The sequence below is a fragment of the Pseudarthrobacter sp. H2 genome (genome assembly GCF_050157045.1).
Lineage (GTDB): Bacteria > Actinomycetota > Actinomycetes > Actinomycetales > Micrococcaceae > Arthrobacter.
The window spans coordinates 4,953,575-4,967,794 of record NZ_CP189594.1; the positions used below are offsets into that span (position 1 = coordinate 4,953,575).

Sequence of the window (14,220 nt, forward strand, 5' to 3'; positions counted from 1 at the left end):
CTGTTAGTCCGTGGCAAGCCCGCTCTCCGCGCCGCCGGAAACGCGGTCGATGGAAACAACGGCCAGGAATCCGCGGCCCAGGATTTCCGGCGTGGCCGTGTCTGAACCGACGACGGCGTCAAAACGGTTTAGCTCCACGGCGGCCGGTTCGGGCTCAGGCGGCCCGGCGGACGCCGCCGCGCCGCCCGGCACGGCCGCGCCTCCCGCGGTTCCGGGGCTGCTGACCCTGGCCTGGCCGTGCAGGAGGATGCCCCACTGGCCTGCAAACACGGGATGGGCGCGCTTCTTGGACAGCTCGACGATGGAGGTGTAGCCCTTGAAAACGCCGTTCCGGGTGATGACGTTCAGATCCCGGACGTCGCCGGTCGGCAGGGCCCCGGCCGAGTCCGCGTCGCCGGAAAACCGGAACGGGCGGTATTTCTCGAGCGGGTGCTCGGCCCCGTCGACGCTCAGCAGCAGCAGCTCACCATCAATCACCGTCAACACCCGGTCCATGCCGGGGAAGGTCGAGAAGCCGCCGGCCTTGGACACCTCGGCGATGCTCACCCGCCAGTCCCAGCCGTGCTGCACTGTGGCGTCACCCGCCGGGGCGGCCGCGGGATGGCTGGCCAGTTCGCGGGTCAGCCCGCCGCCGTTTCGCCAGGGTTGGGCTTTCAGCTCGGCATAGCGGATGATCTCCATGTCCCCAGCCTAGCGGCCGGCTCACTCTGGCCGGACGCCGGCCTGGATGCGCCACGGGGTGGCGGGGCGTAACCTCGGCGCCGGCGGTGTCGTCTTGCTAACGTCAGAGGCAGGAACTGCTGCGAAAGGAGCTGAAATGTTTGTCAAAGTGTGCGGCCTCAGTACGCCCGAGTCGGTGCGCCTGGCGGTCGGGTCCGGTGCAGACGCCGTCGGCTTCGTCCTGACCCGGAGTCCCCGGGAAGTGACGCCGGCGCAGGTCAGGGAACTCCTGGCGCAGCTCCCGGCCGGGTTTCCTGCTGTGGGCGTCTTCCGGCACGAGGCGGCCGCGGCCGCCGTCGCGGTGGCCCGCGAGGCCGGCCTGGCCTGGGTGCAGCTGCACGGTGAGCGCTCCGCGGCGGACGTGGAGACGGTGCACGACGCCGGCCTGAAAATCATCCGCGCCGTCACGATGTCCGCCCCTCCTGCTGCGTTCGGCAGCTGGGGCGAGGACCTGCTGCTGATCGACGCCGCCGTACCGGGCTCCGGTGAGGCCTGGGACTACGGTTCCGTCCGGGACAAGGGGCTCGAAGGCCGGCCCTGGCTGCTGGCGGGGGGCCTGGATCCAATCAATGTCGCCCAGGCTGCCGCGCAGGCAGGTGCCTGGGGCGTGGATGTCTCCTCCGGCGTCGAATCGTCCCGCGGGGTCAAGGACCTGGCCAAGATCAAGGCCTTCGTGACGGCAGCCAAATCGTCGTGAGGGCCAGTGACAGGAAGGGCCGATGCCAGGGCTGAAACCTGGCCGGCCGAGGGCGGGAAGCCCGCGCCGGAGGGCAGCGGCCGGAAAGATCTCCGGCCGCCGCCCTCTGGTCATTGCGGCGCTGACGTTGTTCCCGTCGGAGGCCGCGAGCGCTGCCTCTGTCCAGGCTGTTCAGCTATGAGGCCTTGATGACGACGTCATCGATGTATTCGTCGCCCATCTGGCGGTTGTGCTCGGCCCCAAGCTGGACTTTGCTAAGGCTGGTCCCGGTCATGCTGACCGTGCTGCTTGAGTATTTCTGCACCCCGTCAAACAAAACCTGGATCGTTGATTTGCTGCCGTTGGCGGTGACGCGCATCGTGACGTGATGCCAGGCACTCATGGATATGTTTCCGGCGATCAGCTTCGTGTAGACAAAGTTCCCGTTCGGAGCCGTCACCCGCAGCCACAGCTGCCCGTTGCTGTTGTAGCGGTAGATATCCGCAACCCGGGTGGTGCCGGAGAAGAAGCGGAAATACGGCACATCGTTGCCGGCGACTCCGGCCTTGGTGATATTGAACCAGCCGTCGGCGGTGACCGTTTTGGTCCCCGCGGGGAGGGGTGGAGTTGAGAGGTTCGCGAGGGAACCGGAATCGGTGGTCACATGCAGTTTGGCTGAACGGGTCCCGGCTTTTGCCAATGATCCCGTAACGGTTGCCGTGCCGGTTCCCGATACCTTCGGGATCAGCGTGCAAAGGCTGCCGGACTCAAAGCCTGTGGAGGTGATGGGGGCTCCGGGGGGCGGTACGCTGCAGGTGGCCGCGGAACTTGCCTGCGCGGAACCGAAAACAAGGGTACCGGCTACGATCAGTCCGAGTGTCCCCGCTGTGCTCAGTGCTTTTAAACTTTTCATTGATGTACTCTCCGTGATTGGTTCTGCTTGTTAAGGTGATCTCGCGCCGAAGCGACGAGCAGGCTGGCCCTGTTCAGGCCAGCGTCACCAACTGCACTACGACCGAGATGCCAATCACCGATAGAAGAGCAGCGGTTACCAATACGGCCCCCTTGGGGAGTCGCTTTTCGGGCTTCAACACCCGCAGCACCTCGCAGCTTACGAGTGCCACTACGGTGGCGAAGCCCACCAGGAAGACGATCATTTCGCACCGGCCAGGGTGGTCCGGGACCTTTTGAGCTCAAATCCCAGTAGTGCGAGTGTGGCGGCGGTGAGGATGAAGACGCCCGCGGGCGGGGACCAAAGTCCTGCGTAGATCATTGCGGTCGCTACCAGCGTGGACATCGCAAGGCTGAACGCGATTGCGACGGCGATGCTCAGTGGCAGCACCCCGGTTGCCTGCATGGAGCGCGGGGGGTCAAGACGGAGGAGCAGGACCAGCGCCGTCCCGGGGCCGGCGAGCATCAGCAGGCCGATCACCGCTAGCCGGAGGCCGCCCGGACCGAAGAACGAGAGCGGTACGGCGGCGACTGCGACGGAGGCCGTCGCATAGCTCAGGTAGATGCGTTCATTTGCCATTTTTTGCTCCTTGGATCTGGAAGATCACGCCGCCGGCGTTTTCAAATACCTTTGTCCAGCCGGGGCTGGTGCCGCAGGTGGCGATGAAGTGCTTAAGGTCATCTGCTGGAGTCGAGCCGCGAAGATCGGCGGCCGCCTGCTGGCTGTCGGTGACAATCACGTACGCCCCCGAGTTGCGGGCGATCTCGTTGACAGGGTCGCAGGTGAGCGGGGCCGCGCCGGGCCTTGCTTCGGCTGCCACAAGTGCCCGGTAGTCATAGTCCGCATAGTGCTGGGCCTTCCACGGAGTGTTGCGCACCGCTTCGATCAGTATTGATCCCGTGGGGGCCGTCGAGTAAAGGTGGTTCACGACGGCGATTTCGTCGTCGTTGAAGCTCTCCATGCTGTCGTTTCCATAGCGGGTAACGATGGTCGTTGCGGCGAGTAGCCCGCCGAGCAGCAGCAGGATCAGAGCCCGTTTCAAGCCCAGGCCCCCGGTCCGGTCCGACGCCACGATCTTGTCCGACATCAGAGGCAGCACCGCGAGACATGCCGCGAAGGGCAGGCTGAACAGATACAGGCGAAGAAGCAGTTCGCCGCCGTACGGCTGGGCCGGAATAAGGAACAGCGGTGCGAGCGTACCGGCCGCGGCCGCAAGCCAGGGCGTCTTTCGCTTGTAGCCCGTTATGGCGCCGATGATGGCCAGGACCCATACCAGCGCCACTTCCGCTAACCGGGTGTAGACCACAAACATATGTGAATCGCTGCCGGACACTTTTGTGGACAGCGCCCCCAGAGTGTTGGCCCCGACGTCGCCGAAGGAGCCGAAGAGCTGGCCGGTGTGCCCCTGGAGGTACGCTGACGCGGCGAAGAGCAGCCAGCCCAGCGGCAGGACCACCGCCAGGACGGGCAGGAACCGCAGCCGCAGCTGGCCAGTGAGCAGAAAAACAGCCAGGAACGGGATCACTGCAAAGGGCGTGAGCTGGTGCGACGCCGTCATCGCCATGAGAATCAGTGAGCTGACCACCACGAGGATCGCCGCGTCCACCCTGGAAGGCCCGACTATTCCTTGCCGGGCAACCGGGCCGTCCAGTCCGGATACACTCCGGGCAAGCCACCTGCAGAACCGGTTTCGGTCCGTCGGCCACGCCCATCCACTGAAGGTGCTGAGAAGCAGGGCCAGCAGAGTCAGCAGAAGAACGAAGGCGTAGGCCTGGGGGGCCAGATAGTCCTGACCGACCCAACTGGTCAGATAGAAGACCCACACACCCGCCCACGCCTGCCTCGGATTTGAAGTCAACCGTGTCGCGAGCGCCAGGAGCGGCGCCAGGAGGATCACGTTGATCCCGACGGGAGCCCAGGTGGCGATACCCGTCAGGTCCGCCACGCCGGTTGCCCCCGACAGCATCCCCAGCGCATCGAAGAAGCCGGGCCAGTTGAAATATGCGTCCAGACCCGTATTGATTTGTCCGGATTGGGATATGTTGTCGGCAATCCCCAAGTGGCGAAAGCTTGCTTCGAGGCGTGGCAGACCATGGATGATGGGGTCGGCGCCATGCAGGATGAGGACCAGGACCAGAACCTGCCAGGTCAGGAGCCCCGGAATGAAGCGGCGCAGACCAAGCGAGGCCACGAATCCGGCCAAGCTGAGGGCAAGCGCCACGAAGTAAGTAAGGGGGAGAGCGCTGATGAGTCCGGAGCCGCCGATCTGTTGAGGATCAACGCCGGTCATGCTCCAGATCCCAAGAACCAGGGCCACCGCGGCCACGGCCGCTAGAGCGCCGACTTTCCAGCTGGGCGTCAGCCCGAGGTTGCGGTCCGTGGGAGGTTTTGCACCGCTGTGTCGAGCGTGCTCGTCCCGTCCGGGCGCCGTGCGCACAGGTACAGTTTCTGCCGTGTCGTTTGTCATGGTTTCTCGATTCCTGTCGGCTCATGGCGCGCCGCCGAAGGGACCCCGCCGGTTGCGGCGGCGGGCATCTCTCGGGTCAGCTTGATCAGACGTCGGACGGCGATCAGCGCAACCGCCGCCTGGGCGACGGACCAGAGCACGGAAACGCCCGTAAGGCCATATTGTTGGGCAACTGCTGCAGCCGGTGCCACGACCAGGATGGCGGCAACGAGGGCAAGGGATGTGGATTCCACCAGACGCCCCTGGGCGCGGCACAGCCCGTAGTAAACCTGGGTGAAGCAGCTCAGCAGCAGCGCCGGAACCAGTACAGGCAGCAGTACCCAGGCCGAGGCGTACTGCGGACCGAGGAGGCTGAGGAGGAAGGGTCCGGCAACCATTAGGATCAGGCCGGCCGCAAGGGTAAGGAGGAGGCTGGCCCGCATTGCGGAGGCGACGAGGCCAGGCTTCGAACGTGGGCCTGCCAAGGCTGTCTGGAGCGTGAACCCGGCGGACTGCGGCACAAAGAATACCGCTGAGGCCATCATCCACACGATGTACCAGGCTGCCGTGGCCGCCGGGCCCAAGGTGGCAGCGACGATGAGCGGAAGCAAATAGCCGGGTGCCCGGTCCGCAATCATGAGCGCGTGGTTCGGGAGGCCCGGTTTCAAGAGCCTCAAGGCAGGGCGGGGTCTGAGCCCATGCCGCCAGTCAGGCGAGACGTGCGCGCGGCCAAGTTGGCGCAGCCCCACCAGAACACTGAGCAGTGCGCCGGCGCCGACCGCTCCGATGACAACCAGCAAATCACGGATTCCGACGGCGAACGCACCGGCAAGGAACGCAAGTTGCACCAAACTTTGGACGAGGCTGCGGACGAGCGTGCGGTCAGCACGCTCCTGGGCGACGCCGATGTGGTCCAGCTGATAGGCGCTGGCGGCGAAAAGAGCCGTAGCGAGGAAGACAAGGGTTACCAGCGGGTTATTCCAGGCCTCCCCCACGCCCGAACCCAGCGAGTGCGTGATCGCCGCCAATGCTCCGCCCACCACGAGCGAGAAAATACCCACCGTGAGCAGGCTGGTGGCGATGAGGCGGCGCCCCCCGTCCGTTTCTCGCGGGAGAAGCGTCAGCGTTGCCGGTCCGACGCCCAGCATTCCCAGTTGGACGGTGAGGAGGGCCGCGGACACGACGGCCGAGCCCAGGCCTATTTGGGCCGGAGGAAGCACCAGGGCAGCCAAAGCCCAGAACAGGAACCCCGTCAGCATGGGGGCAACCCTGGCTGCGGCCAGCCAGGCCGCATTTCCTCCGACCGAGATCGGCTGGTTTTGCGGACGCAGGATCTCGCCGAACATGGAGCGGTAGTTGTAGAGCAGGAAGCCCGCCCAATACGGCAGGTAGCGGGGTGCAAGGACCAGGGACAGACCCGCCCCGCGCACTGACGCCAGCAGCGGCAGTACCAGCATCCAGCCGGCGCGGGCAGGGTGCTTGCGGATGGTCCGGGCCAACCCTGCGCCGTCCTGGAGCCATTGGTCGCGGGCACAGTCAAACGTGTCGGCAAAGCGGTGCCGGACCACGGTGGTGGGGGAGACGCCGAGCCGGTACCCGGCGTCCTCCAGTCGTATCTTCAACTCGATGTCTTCTCCGGACCGGAAGTTGTCGTCAAATCCGACCGAGAGCAGCACGTCACGACGCATGAGGGTGGCGCAGACCCCGAACCAGGACCGCACCCGGCTGTGGTTGTGGTGCCATGCCAGGGCCGAGCCCCAGTACCCCGGGCCATCGGACTCGCTGGCCAGCCCGAACTGGAGTCCGTCAAAGCCTCCTGTCTCGAATTCGCCCAGGAGTTCCTCCAGGCTCCCAGGAGGAAGTACGACGTCGGCGTCTATCAGGGCGACGACGTCGCTCTTGGCGCTTCGGGCGCCCAGCATCCGCGCGGCCGGGAGGCCGCGGCCCTCGTCGGAAATGACGCGCGCTCCAAAGGATCGTGCAATCTGGACCGTGTCATCCGTCGAGCATCCATCGATGACGATCATTTCGTGGGGGTGTTGGCGGCCAATGGACTCCAGGCATTCCCCTAACCAGGTCGCTGCATTGCGTGCCGGAACAACAACTGACACCTTGAGATCGCTCACGTGGCCTCACCTCACTCGTCGAGCTTGGAGCGGACCATGTTGGCAATGAAGTCGGAGGCTTGGTCCGCGGACCAAGAGGCCGGCAGCCGAAGCAACCAGCACGGCACGTCCTCCAGTGCCCGCCTGACGACCGCGGCTTTCTGCCCGAAGTGCTCCTCCAGCGGAACCAGGCTGGTGGCACCGAGGGCTTCGACCAGCCGACGCGAAACCATCGGCAGTTCGGAATGGAAGTTTCCAACGATGCGGGAGGTCATCCATTCCGTGCTGCGGGCTTCCAGCCGGGCGTCAGCCCCGTCATAGCGTTCGAGGAAGATTGCCAGCTGCGCCGGTGCCGCCGACGAGATCCGCTCCGAACCGAAGACATGGTCCGGTTGCACCATCCGGTGTTCGGGGGACCAGCGTCTCGTGAAGGCTGCGGTCTTCGGGTAGCGCACAATAACGGGGTGGACGGCCGTGGCCAGATGGGCGACAGGGTTCGTCAGCCAGCCCGGCGCCAGGGGCTTGCGGGTTCCACGAAACAAGTCCGGGTAGATGGCCCGGTGGTGGGGTTTGATGAACATTGGCTTGGCATATCCCATCAGCATGCCGCCGGCCCCCATGAATGCCCAGTCATCCGCCATGAAGCGTACATCGCGCATGGCGACCAGTTTGGCGACGGTGCTGGTCTTGCCGACACCACCCCACGCCGGGAGGAGAACCCCGGAACCCCGGAAATCCACGACGGCCGCATGGATCATCGCCGTCTCTTCCAGGACGCACAACCGATCCAGCAGCGGGATCACGGCGGTCAACAGCTCACCGGCGCCTTCAATGCGGTATCCGTCCGGTGTCTCGATGATCTGAACGCGGTCGGCCGGGATGTAGAGCGAGTCCGCAGTGAAACGGTAGGCGTCCTCTGCGTGCGACTGGCCGGATCCCGGTGAGACGTTTCCGCCGATGGTGATCCGCCTTGGTGCGTGGGACTCGCCTAGGAACGGGGCGAGCATGTCGCGCAGTTGCGACTCGCCAGGCGTTCCGGCTTCGACTTCGATGCCTACGACGCCGTGGACGTCGAAGCTGGCGCCGAGAGACGCCCCAGTCGGCTGCTTGACGTCTCGTTCAGACTGGCTCATGATTGCCGCTTCCTGATATCAGGGCTGCCGCTGGCAACCGTCGGGGCATGGGGTTGGCGTGTCCGTTTCACTGAACTTCCCTCCAGAGGTCGTCCGGTGTTACCGGGCTTGGTTTGACTGGCATGGGCTCGAGAGGCTGGCGGCGGCCGCGCACGTATCCGCTGGCGGTGGACGCGAGGACGGCGATGACCGCGCCTGCACGACCAAGCCCGGCGGAATCCTTGCCTCGGATCCAGTCACGCACTCCGGAAAACACCGCGCGGGGCAGGACCCGCCGGACATAGCGCCGTTCCGGGCCCAGTGCCCGCTTGTGGCCGACGACCCGGCTTACTTGCGCCTTGGAAATTCCTTCGGACCAGGAGCGGGACAGCATGTATTTCAAGGTGCCCCGTTCAACGGGAACATGGTGGTGCACGAGGGCTGCGGGTTCGTAGACGACGCGGGAGCCCGGCGCCCCGATCACCGCCCGGATGCAGAGCTCAGTCTCCTCGCAGCCGAGCGGAATGGCATCCTGCCGGCCAAGCGCCGTGTTGAAGCCGCCGACGCGGCTGAGGACTTCGGCGCGGAATGACATGTTCGCCCCGATGACGTTCCGGACCTCGGTGGAAACCTTGGGCATACCCCGATACGTGCAGCCGACAATCCAGTCCAGCTCTTCGGCAAAATGGCGGGGCCGGCCGGCTTCCCACTGCGGCGCGACGCGGCCGCCCACGGCGAGCACATCCGGATCGTCATACGGCGCCGCGAGCCGTTCGAGCCAATCCGGGGCTGCCTCGGCGTCGTCGTCGAGGAAGGCCACTATCTCGGCAGTCGCGACGCCGGCTCCGGTGTTGCGTGCGCCGGAGAGGCCCTTGGGGCCGGTGTTTTCGACTATCACCGCGTCCGGCACGGTGAAGATGAGCCTCTTGTAAAGATCCATGTTGTAGTCGACGACGACGATCGTCTGCTGCGGAGGAAGCGTCTGGCCCCGAACTGAGTCCAGCGCGCCCATCAACAGGTCCCAGCGCTCTTCGGCGTAGGAGCAGATGACCACGGATACGGCGGGCAAGCCGGTCGGCTGGGACATTCTACTCACCCGCCCTCAAACCCAGAATGCTTCGGGGATCCGTGGGGACATGGGGAAACTCTTTGCTGGGGTACTTGTATTTCACGCGCCGCAGGGCTTCAGGGCGGGCTCCGGCAGTGGGTGCTTCCCAACTGACGCGTTCCCGGGCAAGTGTCCGCAGGACCCGCCACCCGTCCCGGAACGTGTTCAGGTTTGAGTTGCCGGAGATGCGGCACAGTTCGTGGCTGGGTACCTCGGCAATCCGAAGCCCGGCCCTGGAAGCCCTCACGATCAGTTCTGTCTCGATTTCGAAGCCGTCCGACTCCAGCTCCAGGATCTCGACGCATTCACGGCGGAGAGCGATGTAGCCGTAACAGAGATCCGAGAAGTCGCTGTGAAGGACAGTGTTGGCCAGGGCCGTGAGCATGCGGTTCCCGGTGCTGCGCAACCAGGTGATGTCGTCGGAACCGCCGCCCGTGACGTAGCGCGAGCCTTTCACGAAATCGTATTCGTGCTGGAGCGGCGTGACCAACCAGCCAATTTCCTGGGGGTCCATGCTGCCGTCACCATCCAGCATGACGATGATGTCGCCGGATGCTGCAGCGAAGCCGGCGCGCACTGCGTTGCCTTTGCCGGGACGGAGTTCTGAAACGACCACGACGTCCAGACGGAGGGCCCGGGCTACGTCGACGGTGCTGTCGAGGGAACGGCCGTCAACTATCACCACCTCGTCCACGTAGGACGGCATCCTGCGGAGCACCCAGGGCAAGTTCATTGCCTCGTTCAGGGTAGGGATGACGACGCTGACGGACGGGCTTGCCGGCGGGGGCGTGGACTGGGGGCGCACACTTGGTTTAAGATTCGGGATGGACACTGGCCTCACCACTCAATGACGTAGTCTGCTCGCCCCAACTGCAGCGCTTCCCCGGACCCTCAAACCGGGAAATAGACCCGTCACTTCCGCTGATAAGTTGTGGCAACTTAGTGAAAATACCCCAGACCTAAATACTGGGCGAGGCACCTTGCATAAACCTTGGGTTTTATTGAAGCTTCCACTTTCTAAGCCGGGAAGCCGAGGTCAAGGCGAATCGCTCGTCCCACCCGGGCGAAAATCGGTTGATCCGCCGGATCCTTCCATGCCACACTGGCCGCATGCGCAAACCGGATCAAGGAACGGCTGCCCGAACAAGCAGCCGGTTGCTGCGCAGATTCCTGCATATCCTCGTTCCCCCCGTCGTGTTGGTACTGGTCGGTTGCGGCGTTGGGATGGCCGGCCCCGCGGACCAGCGGGTGCCGCTCAGCCCCGCGCCGGATTCGACCCAGGGCGGCGATGCGCCCGGGGCGCAGCCGGCAGGCGTCGAGCCTCCTGCCGCCGGAGCCTCCGATGGCCCCGCTTCGCCCGCGTCCCCCGCGTCGCCGCAGAGCGCCGCCGCGGATCTGAAACAGAGCGGCGATCTGCCCGGCTGGAAACAGGTTTTCGAGGAAGATTTCTCCGCCGGCGATGTCCCCCTTGGCGCCTTCCCCGGGGAGCTGTATGGCACGCGCTGGAGCGCGGGCTATAAGGACGGAACGCCAGACACGGCAGGGCAGCTCAGCGGCGGACGCTCCGGCTACTACCCGTCGAAAGTCCTCAGCGTCAAAGACGGTGCCCTTGACTGGTATCTGCACTCTGAAAACGGGATATCCATGGGGGCTGCGCCCCAGCCCAGGATTCCCAACGCCAGTGCCAACCCGCCGCGTCACAACAGCCTGCTGTACGGCCGCTATTCGGTTCGCTTCAAGGCCGACTCGCTGGCCGGATTCAAGACGGCATGGCTCATGTGGCCGGACAGCGGCGTCTGGCCCCGCGACGGTGAGATCGACTTCCCCGAGGGTGACCTCGCCGGAGTCATTTATGGGGCAGTGCATTACCCAAGGCCGGATGGTAGCGACACCTTCGACAAAGGTGAATCGGCCGCGTACTACTCCTCGTGGCACGTTGCGACTATGGAGTGGAGCCCGGGACGGGTCGAGTTCTTTCTTGACGGCCAATCCATCAGCGCCAGCATGACCGCACCGCCCACGACGCCAATGCACTTGATTCTGCAGACAGAGTCCTGCCTTACGGGCTGCCCGCTTCCGGAGACCCAGGGCCATGTCTACCTCGACTGGATCAGCATTTGGACGCCGGCCTGAGGATCCTGCGGGAATCTTTGGGCTTTCACTGCGCTCGCCGCCGATCACCACACGCCCTGCTACCTTCGCACGCCCCTGCTACCTTCGCCGGAGGGTGAAGGAGTCGGTGAACGTATACCCCTCGGCGGGAACGAACCGGGCTGAAAGATCGGCCGCAGTGGCGGTGACGTCCAGGGTCCCCAGCGTGGGATTCAGGTTCTTTCCGGACCATGAGGCAAAGTAGCCCGCTTCCGGGTCTCCCTCGTTCACGTCGTAGAGCCCGACCCCACCCACTCCTATGGTTGCGAAGACTGTCCCCGAGCCCTGGACCATACTGGCATCGGTGTTGACGAGGCACCCGCCGGAAAAGGCGGCAGGGACGACTTCCCGGCATTGTCCGCCCAGGCTCAGCTGGTGCGTTCGCTGGTAGACATGGTCATGGCCGGACAAAACCAGGTCGACCTTCTTTTCGATCAACATATTCGTGAATTCCTGGCCGGCCTGGCAGTCATATCTGCCTACGCTCAGGCAGGGAACATGCATGCCGACCACGGTCCAGGGGATCTTTTGTGATTTGGCCTCTTCGATGGCGTCAATGGTCCAGCGCCAGCGTTCGCTGTCCTTCGAGTAATCGAGTGGTTGACCGCCGCGGAAGTCAATGCCCGGGGAAACCATAATGAACCGCACGAGAGGATTTTGTTCCGGGAAGTCCACGCGCCATTGCGTGCCGTACTCGCCCTGAAGGCCGGGCAGTTTGTTCGGCAGGCAACGGACGAAATTCTCGATATCCCCTTCATGCCCATCGCTCTCATGGTTTCCCGTGATCAGCTGATAGGGGAACTCGGCCCCCAGTGCGCCGGTGACCATGTCGCAGAAATTCTGCTCGATTCCCGCTTCATAGGTGAAGTCACCGAGAGCGAGATTCAGTTGCGGATTGAGCGCCGCCACGACGTCCAGCACCTTCTTGGCTCCCGTGCTCACACCGATGTCGCCTTGGGCCGTGAAGTGTACGGCGGTCCCGGGTGATGGCGCCGCGGTGGGTGCCGGCGGCTGCGAGGGTGCCGGGGGCGCCGGCGACTGCGTGGGTGTCGGCGGCGCCGGGGACGGTGTTGGTGCCGGGCCAGGCTGGCAGGCTGCCAGCAGCATACACAGACTCAGCCAGCCGGCACCCCAGCAAACCTTGCCGCGCCTGCCCCAATTACGCTTGCCCCGTTTACTCGGCGATCCGGCCACGATTCCTCACATCACTGGGTGGATCAGGCTTATGTGAAAGCTCGGTGTTTGATACGCCAGACTAACCCGGCAAGGGGTCGAAGACCAGAGGCCGGATGGGCCAACCCCGTGCCCTAGCATGCTGCAAGCTTCCTCGTTAGCATGCTCTGTGGGGGAGTACCCCGATGACCGGGCGGGTTCGGCCCCGCTTCTCGAAGGAGACCGTTGTGACTCTGCCCGAAGGATTGACCACTGGCGTCTGGACGCTGGACATGTCCCACAGTGAAATCGGATTCAGCGTCCGCCATGCGGGGATCAGCAAGGTCCGTGGCCGCTTCAACGAGGCCTCCGCGGAGGCCCGTTTGCGGGATTCCCTCGCCGACGCCACCCTGCACGCGACCGTCAAGACCGCCAGCTTCGATTCCAGTGACGCCAACCGCGACGGCCACGTCCGCGGTCCTGACTTCTTCGACGTCGAGAAGTTCCCCGAGATGACCTTCCGGGCCACCTCGCTCCGGGGGGAGGGCGAGGACTACGTGCTGACGGGCGATCTCACCATCCGCGGCATCACGAAGCCTGTGGACCTGGAAGTCGAATACACCGGCGTCGCGGTCGACCCCTACGGGGCGACCCGGGCAGGCTTCAGTGCGGAGGCGGAAATCAGCCGCAAGGACTTCGACCTGACGTGGAACGCCGCCCTGTCAGCGGGCGGCCTGCTGGTGGGCGACAAGGTCAAGATCAACGTCGAAGCGGCCATGGTGAAGCAGGCTCAGGCTTAGGGGCGCCTCCCGTCGTCAGCGGCCGTGCAGGGTCCGCCCCTGGTACTGATCGGCTCCTCGAGGGGGAGAATGGGTCCATGAAGACTCTTCTGAACCTCATCTGGCTGCTCTTCGGTGGTCTCTGGCTGGCGCTTGGATACTTCGTGGCGGGAATCATCTGCTGCCTGCTGGTCGTCACGATTCCGTGGGGGCTCGCCTCGTTCCGCATAGCCTCCTATGCGCTCTGGCCCTTCGGCCGGACGGTGGTGGACCGGCCCGGCGGCACCGGCGTGTTCACCCTGCTGGGGAACGTTATCTGGCTGCTGGTGGCCGGCATCTGGATCGCGATTGGACACGTCGTGACGGCGTTCGCCATGGCGGTCACGATCGTGGGCATCCCGCTGGCCATCGCCAACCTCAAACTCATCCCGGTGTCCCTGATGCCGCTGGGAAAACAGATCATCCCAAGCAACTCACCCTTCGTGACGGCCTACCGCGCGAGTTGAGGAAGACCACGATGCCTGAAGATTCAACGAAGAGCGAAGACCTCATGCTGGTCATCGTCCGCGAGTTCCCGGTGCCCATCGCGGCCCTCTGGTCCGCGCTCACAGATCCGGACCAGGCCCCGGACTGGTGGGGGCCGCACGGTTTCCATGTCCCGCGCGGGAGTGTCGACGCGGACCCTGAGATCGGAGGCCTGTACCGGGCCTGCATGATCAACGACGCAACCGGGGAGGAACACTGGTGGGGCGGCGTCCACACCGACATTGAACCGCCCACCCTGTTTGTGTTCACCCATGCCTGGGACAAGCCGGACGGGACCCGCGGCGCCGAGACCGAGGCGGCATTCCGCCTGGAGGAGATCGGCGGCGGCACCCGCATGACTTTCAGCCAGGGGCCGTTCGAGTCCGTGGAAAGCCGCGACGGCCACGGAAGCGGCTGGCGGGAGTCGTTCGACCGGCTGGCCGATCACCTGGGCGTCGCAGCCTAGTCCGGACCCGGGCGGGGACGTCCCGCCG

At 65.0% G+C, this 14,220-nt stretch carries 15 protein-coding genes; 5 read left to right on the top strand and 10 right to left on the bottom strand.

The features are described 5' to 3' along the window. Positions 1-3 precede the first annotated feature (3 nt). Positions 4-681, bottom strand: a complete 678-nt coding sequence (locus ACQCSZ_RS22940; RefSeq protein WP_427005889.1) for a HutD/Ves family protein — start codon at positions 679-681, stop codon at positions 4-6. 136 nt (positions 682-817) lie between these two features. On the opposite strand from ACQCSZ_RS22940, the gene ACQCSZ_RS22945 reads away from it, so the two are divergent. Next, positions 818-1,417: a phosphoribosylanthranilate isomerase gene (locus tag ACQCSZ_RS22945; RefSeq protein WP_427005890.1), complete on the top strand. Its 600-nt coding sequence runs from the start codon at positions 818-820 to the stop codon at positions 1,415-1,417. A 175-nt stretch (positions 1,418-1,592) separates the two neighbouring features. Here ACQCSZ_RS22945 and ACQCSZ_RS22950 read toward each other — a convergent pair whose 3' ends face one another. From ACQCSZ_RS22950 to ACQCSZ_RS22985, 8 genes are all read right to left on the bottom strand, one after another. Further along, a complete protein-coding gene (locus tag ACQCSZ_RS22950; protein WP_427005891.1) occupies positions 1,593-2,060 on the bottom strand; it encodes a hypothetical protein in 468 nt (155 codons plus the stop codon). A 322-nt stretch (positions 2,061-2,382) separates the two neighbouring features. Next, positions 2,383-2,553 (bottom strand): hypothetical protein, encoded by a 171-nt coding sequence (locus ACQCSZ_RS22955; RefSeq protein ID WP_211879878.1) that lies wholly within the window; start codon positions 2,551-2,553, stop codon positions 2,383-2,385. Further along, positions 2,550-2,927, bottom strand: coding sequence for a hypothetical protein (locus ACQCSZ_RS22960; RefSeq protein WP_427005892.1), 378 nt, complete (start codon positions 2,925-2,927; stop codon positions 2,550-2,552). The genes ACQCSZ_RS22955 and ACQCSZ_RS22960 overlap by 4 nt, the downstream gene beginning before the upstream one ends. After that, entirely contained in the window at positions 2,917-4,815 is a 1,899-nt protein-coding gene (locus ACQCSZ_RS22965; RefSeq protein ID WP_427005893.1) for a hypothetical protein, read from the bottom strand. The genes ACQCSZ_RS22960 and ACQCSZ_RS22965 overlap by 11 nt, the downstream gene beginning before the upstream one ends. Next, positions 4,812-6,920: a glycosyltransferase gene (locus tag ACQCSZ_RS22970; RefSeq protein WP_427005894.1), complete on the bottom strand. Its 2,109-nt coding sequence runs from the start codon at positions 6,918-6,920 to the stop codon at positions 4,812-4,814. The genes ACQCSZ_RS22965 and ACQCSZ_RS22970 overlap by 4 nt, the downstream gene beginning before the upstream one ends. An 11-nt stretch (positions 6,921-6,931) precedes the next feature. After that, a complete protein-coding gene (locus tag ACQCSZ_RS22975) occupies positions 6,932-8,032 on the bottom strand; it encodes a hypothetical protein (RefSeq protein WP_211879886.1) in 1,101 nt (366 codons plus the stop codon). 67 nt (positions 8,033-8,099) lie between these two features. Beyond that, positions 8,100-9,098 carry a glycosyltransferase family 2 protein gene (locus tag ACQCSZ_RS22980; RefSeq protein WP_427005895.1) on the bottom strand — a complete coding sequence of 333 codons (999 nt, stop codon included), beginning with the start codon at positions 9,096-9,098 and terminating at the stop codon, positions 8,100-8,102. Position 9,099: 1 nt separating this feature from the next. Next, the gene (locus ACQCSZ_RS22985) at positions 9,100-9,960 is read right to left on the bottom strand and encodes a glycosyltransferase family 2 protein (protein WP_427008430.1); all 861 of its coding nucleotides are present in this window, start codon (positions 9,958-9,960) and stop codon (positions 9,100-9,102) included. Positions 9,961-10,193: 233 nt separating this feature from the next. Between ACQCSZ_RS22985 and ACQCSZ_RS22990 the strand changes: the two genes are divergently transcribed. After that, on the top strand, positions 10,194-11,252 hold the full coding sequence (locus tag ACQCSZ_RS22990; protein ID WP_427005896.1) for a glycoside hydrolase family 16 protein: 1,059 nt from the start codon (positions 10,194-10,196) through the stop codon (positions 11,250-11,252). A 78-nt stretch (positions 11,253-11,330) separates the two neighbouring features. Here the strand turns inward: ACQCSZ_RS22990 and ACQCSZ_RS22995 are convergent, their stop codons facing one another. Continuing rightward, on the bottom strand, positions 11,331-12,218 hold the full coding sequence (locus ACQCSZ_RS22995) for a metallophosphoesterase (RefSeq protein WP_427008431.1): 888 nt from the start codon (positions 12,216-12,218) through the stop codon (positions 11,331-11,333). Positions 12,219-12,670: 452 nt separating this feature from the next. Between ACQCSZ_RS22995 and ACQCSZ_RS23000 the strand changes: the two genes are divergently transcribed. The 3 genes from ACQCSZ_RS23000 (at position 12,671) to ACQCSZ_RS23010 (ending at position 14,192) form a co-directional block, all read left to right on the top strand. Further along, complete coding sequence (locus ACQCSZ_RS23000) at positions 12,671-13,222, top strand: YceI family protein (RefSeq protein ID WP_427005897.1); 552 nt, start codon at positions 12,671-12,673, stop codon at positions 13,220-13,222. A gap of 77 nt (positions 13,223-13,299) precedes the next feature. Then, positions 13,300-13,707: a YccF domain-containing protein gene (locus ACQCSZ_RS23005; RefSeq protein WP_427005898.1), complete on the top strand. Its 408-nt coding sequence runs from the start codon at positions 13,300-13,302 to the stop codon at positions 13,705-13,707. Positions 13,708-13,718: 11 nt separating this feature from the next. After that, the gene (locus ACQCSZ_RS23010) at positions 13,719-14,192 is read left to right on the top strand and encodes an SRPBCC family protein (RefSeq protein WP_427005899.1); all 474 of its coding nucleotides are present in this window, start codon (positions 13,719-13,721) and stop codon (positions 14,190-14,192) included. Positions 14,193-14,220: the final 28 nt, after the last annotated feature.

Coding starts and splice junctions, on each gene's coding strand:
- ACQCSZ_RS22965 (WP_427005893.1), bottom strand. CDS start 4,815: ATGACAAACGACACGGCAGAAACTGTACCTGTGCGCACGGCGCCCGGA.
- ACQCSZ_RS23010 (WP_427005899.1), top strand. CDS start 13,719: ATGCCTGAAGATTCAACGAAGAGCGAAGACCTCATGCTGGTCATCGTC.
- ACQCSZ_RS22960 (WP_427005892.1), bottom strand. CDS start 2,927: ATGGCAAATGAACGCATCTACCTGAGCTATGCGACGGCCTCCGTCGCA.
- ACQCSZ_RS22955 (WP_211879878.1), bottom strand. CDS start 2,553: ATGATCGTCTTCCTGGTGGGCTTCGCCACCGTAGTGGCACTCGTAAGC.
- ACQCSZ_RS22945 (WP_427005890.1), top strand. CDS start 818: ATGTTTGTCAAAGTGTGCGGCCTCAGTACGCCCGAGTCGGTGCGCCTG.
- ACQCSZ_RS22940 (WP_427005889.1), bottom strand. CDS start 681: ATGGAGATCATCCGCTATGCCGAGCTGAAAGCCCAACCCTGGCGAAAC.
- ACQCSZ_RS22975 (WP_211879886.1), bottom strand. CDS start 8,032: ATGAGCCAGTCTGAACGAGACGTCAAGCAGCCGACTGGGGCGTCTCTC.
- ACQCSZ_RS22980 (WP_427005895.1), bottom strand. CDS start 9,098: ATGTCCCAGCCGACCGGCTTGCCCGCCGTATCCGTGGTCATCTGCTCC.
- ACQCSZ_RS23005 (WP_427005898.1), top strand. CDS start 13,300: ATGAAGACTCTTCTGAACCTCATCTGGCTGCTCTTCGGTGGTCTCTGG.